Here is a 17,749-nt window from a genome sequence, read left to right as displayed (position 1 = left end):
TTATTAAGATGGCAGGGACTCACTCTCCTGCCATTTTTGTTTAAAATAACCCATTCAGTGCTATGTTTTTGAAGATCACACATCACTATTCGAGAAAGTTTTTTCTTGCTGCAACATTATCTGTGGCAAGTTTTGGATTGGCCACCGCGCAACGGGAGGTGCTTTATGAGCAATATGTACAGAACCCGATGTCGATTAATCCCGGCTTCACGGGTGTGCGCGAAGACTTCAATATGACTGCGATTTTCCGCAGGAAATGGTTCAATATCCCCAATTCTCCTACCAGCCAAACTTTTGCCGCAGACGGTACCATCGCTGACGGTAAGTTCGGGATAGGCTTTCAGGCATTGAACGACCAGACCAGCTATTTCACTACCACCAGCTTTGTGGGCTCATTTGCATTTCATCTAGGCTTGTCGGATACATGGAAGCTGGGACTAGGCGCCCAGGGAGGAATTAATGTGTTGCCCGTTACGAATGGAACTTCCATCGGCAATAACCGCGCGTTGGGTAGTTTCGGGCTTGGTGCCTGGCTCCGTTCGGACAAATTGTATTTCGGCATCTCAAAGCCGGAGGTACTCTCTCAAAAGTTTGGCGACCAGATTGTGGGGACCTTTTACCGCAGACCGCTCTACATTACAGCCGGAGGAAGTCATGATTTGAGCGAGGATGTTATGATGCTGCCTCATGTGTTGGTGATCCAGGAAAAAGATCATAAGCTGAGAGTCGATTTTGGGTCCCGGTTCTGGTTCAGAGAGAAGGTTGGGCTGGGCGCGTCATACCGGATAGGTGGCGGGTACAACTCCTTTTCGGCAAAAGTGGATTATTTACAGTTAACCGCTGAGGTTCAGCTGGGAAGAAATGTGCGGCTGGGGTATTTTTACAGCACGCGGCAGGTGGAGCAGATCTACACTTCCTATTCAGGACCGAAAGGTATCCACGAGCTCATGCTGAAATTTATTCCGAATCCCAAAGGATTTCAGAAATACTAATGTCAGGAACCTTTTCAAATCGTCTTTCGGGTTAAGTTAAAAGGATATTTTTTATTCGTAATCTTTACATAAGTCTCGTACCTTTGTGCCGTAAATGAAATACTCACTTTTGTGATGGATAAATACACTTATATAGCAAATTCCGACGCCGCTTATATTGAAGAATTGTACAATTCTTATAAGCAAGATGCAGCTTCCGTGGACGAAGGCTGGCAAAAGTTTTTTGAAGGTTATGATTTTTATCAAAAATACCCTGTTGGCGGTAACGGACACGCCAATGGTGCTGCCAACGGCAAAGAGGCTGCGGTAGTGGGGAAAACGGATCCTGCACGTATCCGGAAGGAAATGGAAGTGGTGCATTTGATTCGTGGGTACAGGTCGAGGGGACACCTTCTGGCGACTACGAACCCGATCCAGAAAAGGAAAGACCGTCGCCCGCAATTGGACATAGCTGATTTTAATCTGGGACCCGAAGACCTCGATACCGTTTTTGAAGCCGGTATTGAGGTCTTTGATCGTCCGGCCACCTTGCGTGAGATCGTAAACGCATTGCAGACGATCTATGCAAGAAATATCGGTTTCGAATACCTCTACATCCGCGACCGCGAGCAGAAAAGCTGGTTGCGTAAAAAGATCGAGAAGGAAGCGTTGACGATGACTTTCTCGATTGAAGAGAAAAAACACATTCTTTCAAAGCTGAACGAGGCGGTTGTTTTTGAAAACTTCCTGCATACCAAATACCTCGGTCAGAAACGTTTCTCGCTCGAAGGAGGTGAAACGACGATCCCGGCACTCGACGCGATGATCAACAAAGCCGCCGAAATGGGCGTGGTGGAAGTGATGATCGGTATGGCGCACCGCGGTCGTTTGAACGTGCTGGCGAACATCATGCAGAAAACCTACGGACAGATCTTCAACGAATTTGAAGGTAACCTGCCCGACCAGGTTTGGGGTGATGGGGACGTGAAGTACCATATGGGTTTTGCGAGCCAGATTACGACCAAAGACGGCAACAATGTACACCTGAAACTGGCGCCGAACCCGTCCCACCTCGAGGCGGTGAACCCGGTGGTGGAAGGTTACATCCGCGCCCGGGCAGACGGTATGTACGATAGCGACTATGATCGCGTATTGCCGGTATTGATCCACGGTGATGCCGCGGTGGCAGGGCAGGGGATCGTTTACGAGGTAACCCAGATGTCCGCGCTGAATGGCTACTACACCGGTGGTACGATCCATTTTGTGATCAACAACCAGGTTGGTTTCACCACCGACTTCGTTGACGCACGTTCGTCGATCTATTGTACGGACATCGCCAAGATCGTGGATGCACCTGTATTGCACGTAAACGGTGATGATCCTGAGGCAGTGGTCTATTGTATGCGCCTCGCGGTTGAATACCGTCAGAAATTTAATAAGGACATTTTCATTGATATGGTTTGTTACCGTCGTCACGGACACAACGAGGCGGACGAACCGAAGTTTACGCAGCCGGTTCTTTACAAATCCATTGAGAACCACCAGAACCCGCGCGAAATTTACCAGAAAACGCTGGCGGAGCGTGGCGATGTGGATGCACAGCTGGCGGCTAATATGGATAAGGAGTTCAAGCAATTGTTGCAGGAACGCCTTGATATGGTGAAGCAGAAAGCATTGCCATACACCATGCCGAAACTGGAACAGGAATGGCACACCTTGCGTAAATCGAAGCCGGAAGACTTTGAGAAATCGCCGGAAACGGGTGTGGCACTGGACGTGCTTGAAAAAATCGGTAAAGCGCTGATTAGTACTCCTGAAAATTTCAACAGACTGAAACAGATCGACAAGCTGCTCAAAGACCGTGAGCAGATGATCTTCGATAAAAAGGAAGTGAACTGGGCTACTGCCGAGCTGCTTGCGTACGGATCGATTCTTACCGAAGGCAATATCGTTCGCTTGAGTGGCCAGGATGTGCAGCGCGGTACATTCTCGCACCGTCATGCGGTATTGCGTGATGTGGAGACCAATGCGGCCTACAACAGCTTGCAGCACATTCAGGAGGGCCAGGGACAGTTCATGATTTACAACTCGTTGTTGTCAGAATATGGCGTGTTGGGTTTTGAATTCGGCTACTCGATGGCAAATCCGAATGCATTGGTGATCTGGGAAGCACAGTTTGGCGACTTTGCCAACGGTACGCAAGTGATCATCGATCAGTTCGTAACATCCAGCGAAACCAAATGGGACCGCTGGACGGGTTTGGTGATGCTGCTTCCTCACGGCTATGAAGGCCAGGGGCCGGAGCACTCCAATGCACGTCCGGAGCGTTACCTGCAGCTTTCGGCAAATTATAACATCATCGTAGCGAACGTAACAACGCCGGCCAACTTTTTCCACTTGCTACGCAGGCAGTTGAAATTCCCGTTCCGGAAGCCGTTGATCGTGATGTCGCCGAAATCGATGCTACGTCACCCGCTGTGCGTTTCACCGATCGATAGCCTTGTAAGCGGCTCGTTCCAGGAAACGATTGGTGATACTTACGCAGATCCGAAGAAAGTGAAGAAAGTGTTGCTCTGTACCGGTAAGCTGTACTACGAGCTGTATGAAAAGCAGCAAGCCGACAAACGCGACGATGTGGCAATCATTCGTCTGGAACAAATGCATCCGTTCCCGCAAACGCAAATCGACGCGCATTTGGCGCAGTACGAAAACGCAAGTGTTTACTGGGTGCAGGAAGAACCGTTCAATATGGGTGGCTGGACGTTCATGCTGCGCATGTACAAAGGTGTGAAGCCACTGCAGGTAATCGCCCGTGAACCAAGTGCTTCACCTTCGACAGGATTCTCTAAAATTCACACGAAGGAGCAAGCGGAGATCATCAACAGAGCTTTTGAATGATATTCCTATAATTTTTGACTTAATTCGATAACAAGATTGCACATAAAATGGCTGAAATTGAAATAAAAGTACCGCCTGTTGGCGAGTCGATTACTGAGGTTACGATAGGAAACTGGTTCAAAAATGATGGCGATTTTGTGAAGATGGACGAGGTGATCTGCGGACTGGATTCGGACAAAGCGACATTTGAACTCACCGCGGAAGCTGAAGGTATATTGCATATTAAAGCGCAGGAAGGCGATACGCTGAATATCGGCGACCTGATCGCGACAATTGACGCGGCTAACGGCGCTGCGCCGAAAGAAACGGCCCCCAAAGCCGAAGCAGCTGCACCAATAGCTTCTGTTGTGGCCGAACCTGCGAAAACGGAAGCACCTGCTCCGGCAGCTTCACCAGCTGTATCCGCTGCTGCGACCGGCCAGGTTTATGAAATGAAAGTTCCTGCGGTGGGAGAGTCTATCAGCGAGGTAACCATTGCTTCTTGGAGCAAAAAAGATGGTGACTACGTGGCTGTTGACGAAATCCTTTGCGAGCTCGAATCCGACAAAGCCACATTCGAACTTCCTGCCGAAGCTGCGGGTATATTGAAAATTGTAGGAAAAGAAGGCGATACACTGTCGATCGGTGCGGTAATCTGCACGATTGCACAAACTGCGGGCGCTCCTGCGGCTGCACCGGCAGCTCCACAGGCGACCGGCACCCCTGCTGCTGCCGACAAAGCTTACAGCGAAAAACACGCATCGCCTGTTGCGGCTAAAATTCTGGCGGAAAAGGGGATCGATCCGAAAGACGTCAACGGTTCCGGCTCAGGAGGTAAAATCATGAAAGACGATGCATTGAAGGCAGAGAAAGCAGCACCGGCTTCGCCAGCCGCTCCGGCGGCAGCCCCTGCTAAACCTGCTGTTGCAGCACCTGCCGCGGCCCCTGCGGGTGCGCGCGCGTCACGTCGCGAGAAAATGTCCTCACTGCGTAAAACCATCGCACGCCGTTTGGTAGCAGTGAAGAATGAAACGGCCATGCTTACCACCTTCAATGAAGTGGATATGAAGCCGGTGATGGATTTGCGTTCCAAGTTCAAGGATAAATTCAAGGAAAAACACGAAGTGGGCCTCGGCTTTATGTCGTTCTTCGTGAAGGCGGTAACCGTCGCGTTGAAAGATTTCCCGGTTATCAATGCGCAGATCGATGGTGATGAGCTGGTATACAACGATTTCGCTGACATTTCGGTAGCTGTTTCAACACCGCGCGGATTGGTAGTGCCGGTTATCCGCAATGCTGAGACACTTTCGTTCGCAGCGATTGAAAAGGAAATCGTTCGTTTGGCGGTTCGTGCGCGTGACGGTAAGCTGGGGCTTGACGAAATGTCGGGTGGTACATTCACCATCACTAATGGCGGTACATTCGGTTCAATGATGTCGACACCGATTATCAATGCGCCGCAATCGGCTATTCTTGGTATGCACAACATCGTAGAACGCCCGGTAGTTGTAGATGGTCAGATCGTTATTCGTCCGATCATGTATGTGGCGCTCTCGTACGACCACCGTACAATAGACGGTAAGGATTCGGTAAGCTTCCTGGTTCGCGTGAAACAGTTGCTCGAAGATCCGATGCGTCTGTTACTGGATATGTAATATTATCATTTCGGAAAAATAGATAACAGAGCAGGCCCGGGTTTCCGGGCTTGTTCTGTTATAGGCTATTGCAGTTTAGTGTTCTGCTTGTGGCGGTCTTTATCGCGGTCCGTCTTTTTGGCCAGGTTCTTTTCAAATGCCTCGGTAAGATCAATGCCGGTCTGGTTGGCAAGGCAGATGAGCACCCAAAGTACATCGGCCATTTCATCGCCGAGGTCTTTTCCCAAATCCGATTTCTTGAACGACTGGTCGCCGTACGTACGCGCCATAATGCGCGCGAGCTCGCCCACCTCTTCGGTGAGGATTGTCATGTTGGTCAGTTCGGAAAAATACCGTACGCCGTAAGTTTTGATCCATTGATCGACTTGTTCCTGTGCTTGCTGGATGGTCATATTTAGTTTTGAATGAGTGAATGAGTGAATACTGCTGTTCTGAGATCGGTTTCAGATTCTGTTTTTTGAATCAATGACGATTGTTACAGGGCCGTCGTTCAGCAGCGATACCTTCATATCCGCTCCAAATTCGCCTGTTTGAATAGGCTTTCCCAGCTCCTCGCCGAGGAGACTGATCATCTTTTCATAAAGAGGAATAGCGACGTCTGGCTTAGCCGCTTCGATAAACGATGGGCGGTTACCCTTTTTGGTGCTGGCGTGTAAGGTAAACTGGCTGATCAGCAGAATATCTCCATTTACAGTTTTCAAATCCAGGTTCATTTTACCTTCCTCATCATTGAATACCCGCAGTCCGACGATCTTCTTTCCCAACCACTCTATATCTTCCGTCGCGTCGGTGTGCGTAATGCCTAGCAGCACCATAAAGCCCGTTTTGATTTCACCTTTTATTTTTCCTTCAATGGTCACCGAAGCGCTGCTCACGCGCTGGATTACTGCAATCATGTTAATCGTGTCTTGATTTTTGAGTGGGGCAAAAGTACAGGGTAATCTTTAAAAATGAGTTCGAATGCCGAGTAAAAGCCGGTGGTTTAATGAATGTGACCGGTTGCATTTTTAGTTGGGTAAACCTCATTGTTCAGACCTTGAGTAAGTATAGAATTTAGGTCAGGTACATGCCATTATCTCCGATGGATCAACCGCACTATGAGGTTCAACGCTCTCTTCAGAACTACGTTTATTCCTTTGTAAGCGAAGGGAGGAAAGGTAGGGTTAAAAAGAAGGTTCAATTCGATTTAATGCAGGCGGGTATATTCAATCTCGGTTTTGGTGATTGGAAGGATAGTGACTCTGGGTTTGATGACCTCGCAATTACCGATAACGGCGACATGGAAATAGTGCTGTCAACTGTTGTAAGAATAGCGGTAGAATTTCTGTCTGAAAATCCTGGTGTAATCATTCACTTAACCGGCAGCACTCCCGCTCGAACTAGATTGTACCGGATTATTATAAGTAATCGATATGACGCGATAAGAAACGGTTATTCGGTTTGGGGCTATTTGAACGGCGGCTTTCACCCTTTTCAAAAAAATATAAATTATGAAGCATTTCTCATATCTAAATTGTTATAGTTTTATGAAAATCTTAGGCATTATGAAAAGCATACTCACTGAAACAGAGACATCCAACAAGCGATTGGGAAGGTACAACCCAGAACTTGATAAATACGAGGATACGGTGGGGTTTCCTGAAAAAGTAGCTAAGGGAAGAGAAATGCTCGCAAAAGCCGGGCTGCCTCCCGAGCTTCAAAACCGGCAGGTCAAGAAATAGTATCCTTTCGATTATTCCCATTCAATGACATCAGAACGCATTTCCGTTTTTGACATTTTTAAGATAGGCATTGGCCCGTCCAGTTCGCATACCCTTGGTCCATGGCGGGCAGCGCAGCAGTTTCTAAATGTGGTAAAAGAGCGGGGACTGCTGGGGACCGTTGAAAAAGTGACAGTACACCTTTACGGCTCGCTAGCTAAAACAGGCAAGGGGCATGGTACTGATATTGCAGTTATTCTCGGATTGAGTGGTTACGATCCGGTAACGATCGAGACGAGCTCGATCGATCGCATTCTGTCGGATATCGCGGCCAGCGAGTCGATCCGACTGCACGGGGAAATGCAAATTCATTTCAATCCTAAAACGGACGTTGTGTTCCACAAAACGGAGTCGCTGCCGTTCCACCCGAATGGGGTGGCTTTCACGGCTGTTTGCGCAAATGGGCAGATATTTGAAGAAACTTACTATTCGATAGGGGGTGGTTTTGTGATCCAGGAAGGACGGGAGGCCGCTGCGGGCTTGGTTTCGGCAGAGATTCCCTATCCGGTCGATCAGGCTTCCGACTTGTTGGAATGGCACCGTGTGACAGGCAAGACCATATGGGAGCTGGTGCTGGATAATGAGCGTGTGTGGCGGGATGATGCGACAATCCGGAAGGACTTGATGAATATCTGGCGCGTCATGCAGGACAGCATTTTTCTGGGATGCCAGCACAGGGGCGTATTGCCGGGCGGGTTGAATGTACAGCGCAGAGCCGCCGAACTAAATCAGAAATTATTGAAAGGCCATGCTTGTTCGGGCTGTGATGAGTGGATCGAGCTTATCCGTAAGGGCGGCACAGGTTTCAACTACACGCTCGATTGGGTGAGCTGCTTCGCATTGGCGGTGAACGAGCAAAATGCTTCGTATAGTCGTGTGGTTACTGCTCCTACCAATGGTGCAGCGGGAGTGATACCAGCAGTGCTGCAATTCCATGTGACATTTTGCGGCGGCACGAACGAGGATATTTTCAGGTTTCTGCTCACTGCGGGAGAAATCGGCAGTATTTTCAAGAAAGGAGCGACGATTTCGGCGGCGATGGGTGGGTGCCAGGCGGAAATAGGGGTGTCGTCGGCGATGGCGGCGGCCGGACTTGCGCAGGTTTCGGGCGGAACAGTAGAGCAATGCCTGATGGCCGCAGAAATTGCGATGGAACATCACCTCGGGCTCACGTGCGATCCGGTAGCAGGATTAGTGCAAATCCCATGTATCGAACGTAATACAATGGGGGCGATCAAAGCAATTACAGCTTCTCAACTCGCTTTGCAAAGCAACCCGGGGAATGCGAAAGTTTCACTCGACAATGTGGTCAAAACGATGTGGCAAACCGCGTTGGACATGAATAACCGGTACAAGGAAACTTCCGAAGGCGGCCTTGCTGTGAATATCCCGATCAGCCTCAGCGAATGCTAGATTACCCAAGTCATAATTTGAGCAACAAATGCGCAAGACCGAAGTAAACACCGTAGCCGATCAGGTCATTGGCAGTGGTGATGAAGGGGCCGGACGCCACCGCCGGGTTAATACCAATTTTTTCAAGCAGGATCGGCGTTAATGTGCCCATGAAAGAGGCAAGAAACACTACCGACATTAGCGCGATGGACACAACGAGCGCCAGTTGCACGTCATTCCCGATCAGCATATTGAACCCAAATACAATGGCGCTGATGATAATGCCATTAATAAAAGCGACAGCAAACATCCTGATCAAACGCTGACCTAGCGTAGTATCGATACCCGTCTTGTCGGCCAGACCTTGCAGAATTATGGAGGATGTCTGAATTCCGACGTTTCCGCCTGTCGAACCAATAATAGGAATGAATGCGGCCATCGCGGGAATGATTTTGAGATCGCCCTCAAAAAAGCTGATAAACTTCGCGGCCAGGATTCCACCCATCATACCGACGAGCAGCCAGGGCAAACGCGCTTTGGTTTGTTGCCAGATGCTGTCGTCTTCCTCCACATCCCCGGTGATACCCGCCATAGCAAGCGTATCCGAACTGGCCTGGTCGGTAATCACGTCCACGATGTCGTCGATCGTAATGCGGCCCAGGAGCTTCCCTTGCACGTTCACGACAGGCAATGCGTCAAGGTCATAACGCCGCATGAGCTCCGCCACCTCTTCGGCGGGGCGGTAGGTTTCTACAAAGATGACGTCTTTATCGTACAAGCTCTCGATTTTCGTATTCTTATGGGCCAGCACGATCCTTTTCAGAGAGAGAATACCCAGCAATTTGCCAAAATCATCCACCACGTACACGGCGTAGACTTTCTCGACATCCTCAGCCTGCGTACGAAGCTCTTCAATACATTGGTTAACTGTCCAGTTTTCGTTGGCCTTCACAAGCTCTTTCTGCATCAGACCGCCGGCTACGTCTTCATCGTAATGCAGCAAGTCCAGAATGAACCGTGCCTGTTCGCGGTCCTCGAGTAAGGCGATCACTTCTTCGCGCACGCGAATGGGCTGCTCGTTGAGCAAATCCACGGCGTCATCGGAATCGAACAGATTGACGAATTTGGATATTTCCTCCGAGGTGAAGGCTTTCAGAAAGTCCCGGCGCTCACCCCGGTCCATATCGGCGAGGATTGCCGCACCCGTCTCGATATTCAGCTGATTGACCAGGAACTTCGCACTTTCGGTTTCCAGCTCGGATAACAGGCTGGTAATATCCGCAGCAAAAAGATTCTCCATTTCCGACCGGATGGCCGCAGAGTCCTCTTTTTCAATCAGTTCCTGAATGTGGTCTACGTATAGCTGGGTTAATTCGAACGTCATCGTAATGAGCTTTTAGCGATTGGCGAAATGCTTTTAGCTTACTGAATATACTGTCTCAGAGAGGGTTTAGTTCGTTGCCTGCGTATTTTGGGCAAGTAACGTCAACGTAACGAAGTCCTGAACGCTCAATTGTTCGGCCCGCTTGTTGAGTAACGGATGGTCCGGTATTTCGCCTACCGGTTTCAACGCATTACGCAGGGTTTTGCGCCGCTGGTTGAACGCCGTTTTCACTACCCTGAAAAACAGTTTTTCATCACATTCGAGTGCCGTCACCGAATTCCGGCGAAGCCTTATCACTCCGGATTGTACTTTCGGCGGAGGATCGAATGCGCCGGGAGGCACCGATACCAGGTAATCGATATCATAAAATGCCTGCAATAGCACGCTCAGAATGCCGTAGTCCTTGTTTCCGGGAGGTGAGGCAATGCGCTGCGCCACTTCCTTTTGCAGCATACAAACAATCTCAGGAATACGGTCCCGGATTTCGAGCGCCCGGAAGAATATCTGGGAAGAAATGTTGTATGGGAAGTTCCCGATGATCGCGAACTTGCCGGTAAAATAGTCGCCCGGATTGAATTTCAGGAAGTCGCCCGCGATAATGCGCGCGGCCAGATCCGGATAGTGCTTTTCAAGATAGGCCACCGATTCGGTGTCGATCTCGATAACATGGGTCGTAAAGTTGTTTTTGGGTAAAAGAAATTGGGTAAGTACGCCCATACCCGGACCGATTTCGAGGACACGGTCGTAACCACCGTGCCCGGAGAGTCCGTCGACGATGCGTTGGGCAATATTCAAATCTTTCAGAAAGTGCTGGCCCAGATGCTTTTTAGCCCGCACTTTGGAATCATCCGGTTTTTTATAATTCATTTTCACAAGCCAAAATTACGTCTTAATTCGTAGATTTATCGAATAAAGAATTGGAAGGAAACTTAAAAGTGCGATTGTACCGGGACCCATGGAACTGATTTTATCCCAAACCGACTGGCAGACTATTCACCACACACTTCAGCATTTAAACCTGATCGGAATTACCTTTTCGCCTGATTTTACGATTCGTAGCGTAAGCCCGCATGCCCTGATGAAAACCGGCTGGCATGAGTCGGACCTGGTGGGGTTCAGTATATTCGATAAGCTGATACCGAAAGAGGAGGAGCACGAGGTGCGGCAAATGCTCGAAGAGGGTATCCAGGGCAAGCGCAAACTTGAACAGCGGGAGGTGCCATTTCTGGCCCAGAAAGGGACGCTTCGAACCTTTTCGATCAATTCGGTGCTCATGCATCAGGAAAACGAGGAGGTCGAATGCATTACGCTCGTCGGGGATGATATCACCCGTCGCCGGAGAATGGAGTCAGCCATAGCCAAATCCAACTCGCAATTGCAGGACCTGGTCGATAATACCAGCGATCTGATTCAGCTGGTAGCGATCGATGGCAAATTCATATTTGTCAACAAGGCATGGCGCGAAGTGTTGGGCTACGGGCTGGATGAAATTGCATCGATGCGGATGGAGGACATCCTGCATCCGCAGCACAAGGAAGAGGCGCTCGAACAGCTCAAACTGATCGAGCAAGGGATAGCCAACCCGAGCTTTGAGGCGGTTTTTATGAACCGAGAAGGTAAAAAGGTATTTGTAGCAGGTAGTGTGAATTGCCGTTTCGACAATGGCAAACCGACGGCATTCCGCTGCATTTTAAATGATTTTACCGAAAAAATAAGGGCTGAGAAGGCGCAGAACCTTTATTACAGCATTGCCAACTGGACGGTCAACACGCAAAACCTGGAAGAGTTTTACCACGGGATTCATGAGGAGTTGGGCAAGATCATCGACGTCCGTAATTTCTTCATAGCACTGTATGACCCTAGCAAAAGCTACATCTACTTCCCGTATTATGTAGATCAGTATTTCAAAGGCAATGTCCGGTTTACCAAACGGAAGCTGGGCAATGGCCTCACCGAATATGCGATTGCTTCCAACAAGCCGTTGTTCCTTTCCGACCAGGATATTGAGAAGCTGGCTAAAACGAATAGCTTGTATTTATACGGCGTCACGCCCAAGGTACTCCTGTGTGTACCCCTGCGTATAGGCGACCGGGTGACCGGCATTATCGGGGTGAAATCCTATGATGATCCCAATATGTTCGATACCCGCGACCTGGAATTGCTGGAATTCATTTCCGGTCAGGTGGCGATGGCGATCGCGCGCAAACAAAGTGAGGAAGAGCTCAGCAAATACCTGGCGCGACTGAATGCGATCTTCGATAGCAGCTCGCATTTGATCTGGTCGGTGAACAAATCGCTGCAACTCACCTCATTTAACAGAAACTATGCCGATCTGATTCATAACCAGCTTGGTGTGAGGCCTTCACTGCAATCCAGTGCAGAGAAGTTCGGTTGGCGGATGGTCGGCAATAGCAACCGGCGGACGCTGGAGACCAAGTACCGGCAGGCTTTACGCGGGGAGCCGCAGTATTTTGAATTTAAAATCGACCGGAAGGATGCGGGAGAGATGTGGCTGGAATTTTACCTGAACCCGATCCATTATGCCGACGGCGTAATAGAGGAGGTGTCTGGTATCGCCCGCGACATTACGCGACGTAAGGAAGCCGAACTTTCGCTCAGGCACAGCGAGGAGCTTTTCAGGGGTATTTTTGAAAACTTGCAGGATATTTATTGCCGTATCAACCGGCTTGGCGAGATCACGATGATCAGCCAGTCGGTGCTGAAAAGGTTGGGATATTTACCGGAAGAGGTGATCGGGCACAAGGTTACCGAGTTTTTTGCCGACAAAAAGCGCATTCACTCTGCCCTGATCCGGCTTCGGAAGACGAAGAGCCTGCGCAATTTCGAGATTACCATGTACCGCAAAGACGGTACGGAGCGTCAGTTTATGATCAATATGCTGATGTTTACCAACGACAAGGGCAAACCCACCGAAGTAGCGGTGCTGGCGCGCGACATTACGGAGCTGAAACGCAACGAGCTCGAATTGCTGAAAGCCAAGGAGCACGCCGAACGCTCTTTGAAGGTGAAGGAAGGGTTCCTGGCTAACATGAGCCATGAGATCCGAACTCCTATGAACGGGGTGATCGGGATGATTGACCTGCTGGGAGAGACGCCATTGAATACCGAGCAGAAAGACTATGTGCTGACCATCAAGCGATCGTCGGAAACGCTGCTGAATATTCTGAACGATATTCTCGACCTTTCGAAAATCGAGGCCGGCAAGATGGAGCTGCACGAAGCGCCCATTGCGGTGGAAGAACTGCTGCTTAAACTGGTATCGCTTTTCGGGCAGACGGCCAAAAGCAAGGGCAATACGCTCACATATCACATCGGGCCGGGCATTCCGAAATTCATTATCGCCGATCAGACGAGGTTGTTGCAGATTATGTCCAATCTGACATCCAACGCGTTGAAATTCACAGAGAATGGGTCTGTAAAGGTGTTGCTTACCTTAGAGAAAAAAGAAGGTTTATTCCATAAAATCAAGGTAGAAGTGCAGGATTCAGGGATCGGTATCAGTGCTACCGACAAGCAGATCCTGTTTACCTCATTCACCCAGCTTGACAACTCGTCTCGGAAATCGTTTGGCGGAACGGGCCTCGGTCTGGCGATCTCCAAGCAGCTTTGTGCTTTGATGAACGGGGAAATCGGTGTCGAATCGACGCTTGGGGAGGGTAGTACGTTCTGGTTTACTTTTGAAACAAAAGAAACGTCGATCGCGCAGGTAAGTACCATTACCCAGCAGGAAGATACGCCGATCGAAGATGTATTCACCGATTACCATCCGTTGATCCTGCTGGTCGACGACAATGCGGTGAACCGGAAAGTAGCGAACGAAATCCTCAAAAAATCGGGCTGTGAAACCGACCTGGCTGAAAGTGGATTCAAAGCGATCGAAATGGTGGAGAAAAGGTACCATTCCGATGAGAAGGGCTATGATATCATTTTTATGGATATTCAAATGCCGGATATGGACGGGGTGGAAACGACCCAGGAGCTGAAAAAACGCTTCTCAAAAGGCCTGCCGCCGATTGTCGCCATGACGGCCTACTCGATGAAAGAGGACCGCGACCGGTTTATGAGTCAGGGAATGGACGATTACATCGCCAAGCCCATACGCGCGCAGACACTCGTGCAAAAGGTGAAGGAATTGATGGGTAATATCGAAAACCGCAAACTCGAACAAAAGCAGAAGGAAATCGCCCAGGAAGCGATGGTGCCGGTGCTCGACAAGGAAATCATCGATCAGCTGGCCGGCATCGGCGGAGCGGACCTGGTGTGGTCGGTGTTCGAAGATTTTGTGGGCGAATCGGACGAACTGGTAAGCGGCGCGCTGGAGGCTTATAAAAATGGCGATATTAAAACTGTGAAGAGCAATCTGCACACCTTGAAAGGAAGCGGTGGCACGGTGGGCGTGTCGCAGGTGGCCGAAATTGCGCGGGACGCCGAATGGCGGCTCAAATCGGACGATACGAGCACGCTCGCAGAGGCACTTCCCGCATTGGAAAAGGCTTATGAAAGATTCCTGGCGAGTTATAAGGGTCTGTTAGGAGAATGGCTGAAATAATAGACGGCCGACGGCTGACTGCCGATAGCCGTCTGTTTCGTCGGTGAAAATTGGCTGTTAGTCTATTAAAATATCCGATACTGTCGATTGTAAAGGTTTATTGCCGGAACGCATTAAACTTTGGTAACAAAGGGAGCTCTAACCAGCAATAAACCTTTACAAGTCATGAACAGATTTACATTCATCGTCCTCCTGCTCGCCGGTTTCGCCGCCCCGGCCTTCGCACAAAATGCCCAGATTGCCGGCAGCGTTGTCGACAGTGTCAGCCGGGAAGCGGTGGTAGGCGCTTATGTGGCTGTGAGCCGCAACACCCCCGATGCGAAACCGGAATACGTGACGACGGATGTTAACGGTAAATTCACGTTTACAGGCCTTACCAAGCAGGTTTCTTACCTGGTCAAGGTTTCCTATTTGAGCTATAAAGATTTCTCCCGGATCGTTACAGTTACCAAGGACGTCGAAAATCTGGGGACTATCACCCTTACGGAAGCGGTCGCTAACCTGAAAGAGGTGAAAGTCGTAGGGCAGGTGACCGCGATGGAGCAGAAAGGCGATACGACGCAATTCAATGCGGCTGCATTCAAAACGAATCCGGACGCTACTACCGAGGACCTGATCCAGAAAATGCCGGGCATTACCGTCACAAACGGAACGGTAACGGCTCACGGAGAGACGGTCAATAAAGTTTTGGTGGATGGCAAGCCATTCTTCGGCGACGATGCTGCATTAACCCTGAAAAATCTTCCCGCGGAAGTTGTGGACAAAATTGAAGTATTCGATAAGCTGAGCGATCAGGCGCAATTCACAGGTTTTGATGACGGTAATGCACAGAAAACAATCAATATCGTCACCAAGGCCGACAAGCGCATGGGGCAGTTTGGGAAAGTTTTCGCCGGATACGGCCTGGATGATCGTTACCAGGCGGGTGGAAACGTGAGTTTTTTCAAAGGTAATCAGCGTATATCTGTCATCGGTCTGAGCAACAATATCAACAATCAGAACTTTTCGAGCCAGGATTTACTGGGTGTTTCCGGAGGCGGGGGAGGCGGTGGTAACCGTGGAGGTGGCGGTTCTGCCGGCAACTTCCTGGTAGGGAACCAGAGCGGTATCACCGGTACCAATTCATTTGGTTTAAACTATTCCAATAAAATAGGCAAAAGATTCGACGTGAGTGGCAGCTACTTCTTTAACAGAACCAGCAACAGCAATGTGCAGGGACTTTCGCAGGAGTATTTTCTGCAAGGCGCTACGAGCAACCAGTTTTACAAAGAAAACAGCCGGACTAATACAACCAACTCCAACCACAGGCTGAATTTCCGGATTGAATACAATATCGATCCCAAAAACTCACTCATTATCACGCCGCGACTGAGCTTCCAGGATAACCATTCGGGAAGTGTGAAGGCCGGGCTTACCACATTGGCTTCCGACGGCAGCAGTGTCAACAGCTCCGATAACAGCCAGAGCAATGTCAACAAGGGATATAACTTCTCCAACGATATTTTGTTCCGTCATGCATTCGAGAAAAAGGGTCGTACGATTTCATTTAATTTCAATACCCAGGTGAATGACAAGAACGGTCGGCGTGATTTGTATTCCAGAAATACCTATTTCGATAACCTGGCTTTGGGTGACACCGTCATGCGGGGCGATACGATCGATCAGCGGAGTTTTACCCATTCGGATGGCATTACATTGGGTGGAAACCTGGTGTATACCGAGCCGATCAGTACGACCGGCCAGTTACAGTTCAATTATGGGCTAACGATCCAGAACAGTAATTCGAATAAGGATACCTATAATATGAGCTATGACGACGGGACCTATTCAGACCTGGATTCGCTTTTGACCAACAATTTTGATAACCGCTACATTACCAACCGCGCAGGTTTGGGATACCGTTACCGCAAAAACAGCTGGTCGGCCAACGTGGGCCTGGATTTTCAGAATACCGGTCTGTACAGCCAGCAGTTGGCACCGATCAATAACAAGGTTGACCAGTCGTTTACCAACATTCTGCCTAATGCGATGATTAACTACCGGTCTAAAGAAGGTGCACAGTTCCGTGCGTTTTTCCGCAGTTCGACCAACCAGCCATCGATTTCGCAGTTGCAGAATGTAGTCGATAACAGCAACCCGCTGTCGCTCACCGCCGGTAACCCTGATCTGAAACAGGAATACCGCAATATGGTCAACGTTCGCTACTCGCTGGCAGGTGCGAAGAGACCGTACAGTTTGAATGCCATGATTTTCGTGACGCAGACCAACAATGCGATCGTGAATTCGACTTACATTGCACAGAAACCCGAGACATTACCTAACGGATTGTTCCTCGAAAGAGGCGCCAAGTTTACCGCGCCGATCAACGTGGACGGCAGCTGGAATGCACGTTCGTTCTTCGCCTACGGCAAACCGATTGCGCCATTGAAGCTGAATTTGAACGTGACTACCGGATTCAATTATGTGCGCTCGCCGGGTATGATCAACAACGTGCCCAACTATTCGAACACGTATGCGATTTCGCAAGGACTGGTGGTGAGCAGCAATATCAGCGACAAGCTCGATTTTACAGTATCATATTCAGGTAACTACAACGTGGTGCGCAACAGTATCCAGCCCAATCTGAACAACAACTATTACACACAGGGCATTACCGGTCGGGTGAACTGGATATTCGGTAAAGGATTTGTATTCCAAAGCGATATCAACAACCAGTCTTACCGCGGGCTGGGAGCAGGTTACAATCAGAATTTTACCCTGTGGAATGCCAGTATCGGCAAGAAATTCCTTAAAAACAATGCGGGCGAGCTGAAACTGACCGTTTTCGACATTTTGAAACAGAACAACAGCATTACCCGCAATGTCACCGAAACTTACGTGCAGGACGTCACCAACCGCGTGCTCACGCAATACGCTATGCTCACATTCACTTACACGTTGAGAAACTTTGGCAAGATGCCGACCAACAACGACGGAAATTACAGAAGACGTGATTTCGACGGTGGAATGGGCTACCCGAGAGGTGGTGACCGCGGGCCGGGCGGCGGCGGAGGAGGCAGGGATTTCAACAATTAGGCATTAAACCCTTCAATTCAGTGCAAAGAAAATCCCGGGGCGGTTGGCTCCGGGATTCTTTGCTT

12 protein-coding genes are annotated in these 17,749 nt (G+C 49.6%); 8 read left to right on the top strand and 4 right to left on the bottom strand.

Annotated features, from left to right (window positions below; translation table 11 throughout):
* Positions 1 to 62 precede the first annotated feature (62 nt).
* The 3 genes from J7619_RS25530 to odhB all read left to right on the top strand — a co-directional run bounded on the left by J7619_RS25530 (position 63) and on the right by odhB (position 5,503).
* The gene (locus J7619_RS25530; protein WP_291205609.1) at positions 63 to 992 is read left to right on the top strand and encodes a PorP/SprF family type IX secretion system membrane protein; all 930 of its coding nucleotides are present in this window, start codon (positions 63 to 65) and stop codon (positions 990 to 992) included.
* Between the two features lie 114 nt (positions 993 to 1,106).
* Entirely contained in the window at positions 1,107 to 3,869 is a 2,763-nt protein-coding gene (locus tag J7619_RS25525; RefSeq protein ID WP_291205607.1) for a 2-oxoglutarate dehydrogenase E1 component, read from the top strand.
* A gap of 47 nt (positions 3,870 to 3,916) precedes the next feature.
* On the top strand, positions 3,917 to 5,503 hold the full coding sequence (gene odhB, locus J7619_RS25520; RefSeq protein ID WP_291205604.1) for a 2-oxoglutarate dehydrogenase complex dihydrolipoyllysine-residue succinyltransferase: 1,587 nt from the start codon (positions 3,917 to 3,919) through the stop codon (positions 5,501 to 5,503).
* A gap of 65 nt (positions 5,504 to 5,568) precedes the next feature.
* Here the strand turns inward: odhB and J7619_RS25515 are convergent, their stop codons facing one another.
* Both J7619_RS25515 and dtd read right to left on the bottom strand, forming a co-directional pair.
* Positions 5,569 to 5,895, bottom strand: coding sequence for a nucleotide pyrophosphohydrolase (locus J7619_RS25515; protein WP_291205601.1), 327 nt, complete (start codon positions 5,893 to 5,895; stop codon positions 5,569 to 5,571).
* A gap of 51 nt (positions 5,896 to 5,946) precedes the next feature.
* Positions 5,947 to 6,399, bottom strand: coding sequence for a D-aminoacyl-tRNA deacylase (gene dtd / locus J7619_RS25510; protein ID WP_291205599.1), 453 nt, complete (start codon positions 6,397 to 6,399; stop codon positions 5,947 to 5,949).
* A 185-nt stretch (positions 6,400 to 6,584) separates the two neighbouring features.
* On the opposite strand from dtd, the gene J7619_RS25505 reads away from it, so the two are divergent.
* The 3 genes from J7619_RS25505 to J7619_RS25495 are packed head-to-tail and all read left to right on the top strand — an operon-like array spanning position 6,585 to position 8,676.
* Positions 6,585 to 7,025, top strand: coding sequence for a DUF6934 family protein (locus tag J7619_RS25505; protein WP_291205596.1), 441 nt, complete (start codon positions 6,585 to 6,587; stop codon positions 7,023 to 7,025).
* A 22-nt stretch (positions 7,026 to 7,047) separates the two neighbouring features.
* Positions 7,048 to 7,224 (top strand): hypothetical protein, encoded by a 177-nt coding sequence (locus J7619_RS25500; protein WP_291205593.1) that lies wholly within the window; start codon positions 7,048 to 7,050, stop codon positions 7,222 to 7,224.
* Between the two features lie 24 nt (positions 7,225 to 7,248).
* Positions 7,249 to 8,676, top strand: coding sequence for an L-serine ammonia-lyase (locus J7619_RS25495; RefSeq protein WP_291205590.1), 1,428 nt, complete (start codon positions 7,249 to 7,251; stop codon positions 8,674 to 8,676).
* A gap of 10 nt (positions 8,677 to 8,686) precedes the next feature.
* Here the strand turns inward: J7619_RS25495 and mgtE are convergent, their stop codons facing one another.
* Both mgtE and rsmA read right to left on the bottom strand, forming a co-directional pair.
* On the bottom strand, positions 8,687 to 10,039 hold the full coding sequence (mgtE, locus tag J7619_RS25490) for a magnesium transporter (RefSeq protein WP_291205587.1): 1,353 nt from the start codon (positions 10,037 to 10,039) through the stop codon (positions 8,687 to 8,689).
* Positions 10,040 to 10,105: 66 nt separating this feature from the next.
* The gene (rsmA, locus tag J7619_RS25485) at positions 10,106 to 10,906 is read right to left on the bottom strand and encodes a 16S rRNA (adenine(1518)-N(6)/adenine(1519)-N(6))-dimethyltransferase RsmA (protein ID WP_291205584.1); all 801 of its coding nucleotides are present in this window, start codon (positions 10,904 to 10,906) and stop codon (positions 10,106 to 10,108) included.
* Positions 10,907 to 10,994: 88 nt separating this feature from the next.
* On the opposite strand from rsmA, the gene J7619_RS25480 reads away from it, so the two are divergent.
* Both J7619_RS25480 and J7619_RS25475 read left to right on the top strand, forming a co-directional pair.
* Positions 10,995 to 14,609 (top strand): PAS domain S-box protein, encoded by a 3,615-nt coding sequence (locus J7619_RS25480; protein WP_291205581.1) that lies wholly within the window; start codon positions 10,995 to 10,997, stop codon positions 14,607 to 14,609.
* Positions 14,610 to 14,774: 165 nt separating this feature from the next.
* The gene (locus J7619_RS25475; RefSeq protein ID WP_291205578.1) at positions 14,775 to 17,684 is read left to right on the top strand and encodes an outer membrane beta-barrel protein; all 2,910 of its coding nucleotides are present in this window, start codon (positions 14,775 to 14,777) and stop codon (positions 17,682 to 17,684) included.
* Positions 17,685 to 17,749 lie beyond the last annotated feature (65 nt).

The sequence above is a fragment of the Dyadobacter sp. genome, assembly GCF_017744695.1.
Lineage (GTDB): Bacteria > Bacteroidota > Bacteroidia > Cytophagales > Spirosomataceae > Dyadobacter.
Note: the sequence above shows the minus strand (reverse complement) of the source record. Positions and strands in the feature narration are given on the sequence as shown.

Bases quoted from the DNA above. Each gene is read 5' to 3' on its own strand.
- J7619_RS25530 (WP_291205609.1), top strand. From the start codon at position 63: ATGTTTTTGAAGATCACACATCACTATTCGAGAAAGTTTTTTCTTGCT.
- J7619_RS25525 (WP_291205607.1), top strand. From the start codon at position 1,107: ATGGATAAATACACTTATATAGCAAATTCCGACGCCGCTTATATTGAA.
- odhB (WP_291205604.1), top strand. From the start codon at position 3,917: ATGGCTGAAATTGAAATAAAAGTACCGCCTGTTGGCGAGTCGATTACT.
- J7619_RS25515 (WP_291205601.1), bottom strand. From the start codon at position 5,895: ATGACCATCCAGCAAGCACAGGAACAAGTCGATCAATGGATCAAAACT.
- dtd (WP_291205599.1), bottom strand. From the start codon at position 6,399: ATGATTGCAGTAATCCAGCGCGTGAGCAGCGCTTCGGTGACCATTGAA.
- J7619_RS25505 (WP_291205596.1), top strand. From the start codon at position 6,585: ATGGATCAACCGCACTATGAGGTTCAACGCTCTCTTCAGAACTACGTT.
- J7619_RS25500 (WP_291205593.1), top strand. From the start codon at position 7,048: ATGAAAAGCATACTCACTGAAACAGAGACATCCAACAAGCGATTGGGA.
- J7619_RS25495 (WP_291205590.1), top strand. From the start codon at position 7,249: ATGACATCAGAACGCATTTCCGTTTTTGACATTTTTAAGATAGGCATT.
- mgtE (WP_291205587.1), bottom strand. From the start codon at position 10,039: ATGACGTTCGAATTAACCCAGCTATACGTAGACCACATTCAGGAACTG.
- rsmA (WP_291205584.1), bottom strand. From the start codon at position 10,906: ATGAATTATAAAAAACCGGATGATTCCAAAGTGCGGGCTAAAAAGCAT.
- J7619_RS25480 (WP_291205581.1), top strand. From the start codon at position 10,995: ATGGAACTGATTTTATCCCAAACCGACTGGCAGACTATTCACCACACA.
- J7619_RS25475 (WP_291205578.1), top strand. From the start codon at position 14,775: ATGAACAGATTTACATTCATCGTCCTCCTGCTCGCCGGTTTCGCCGCC.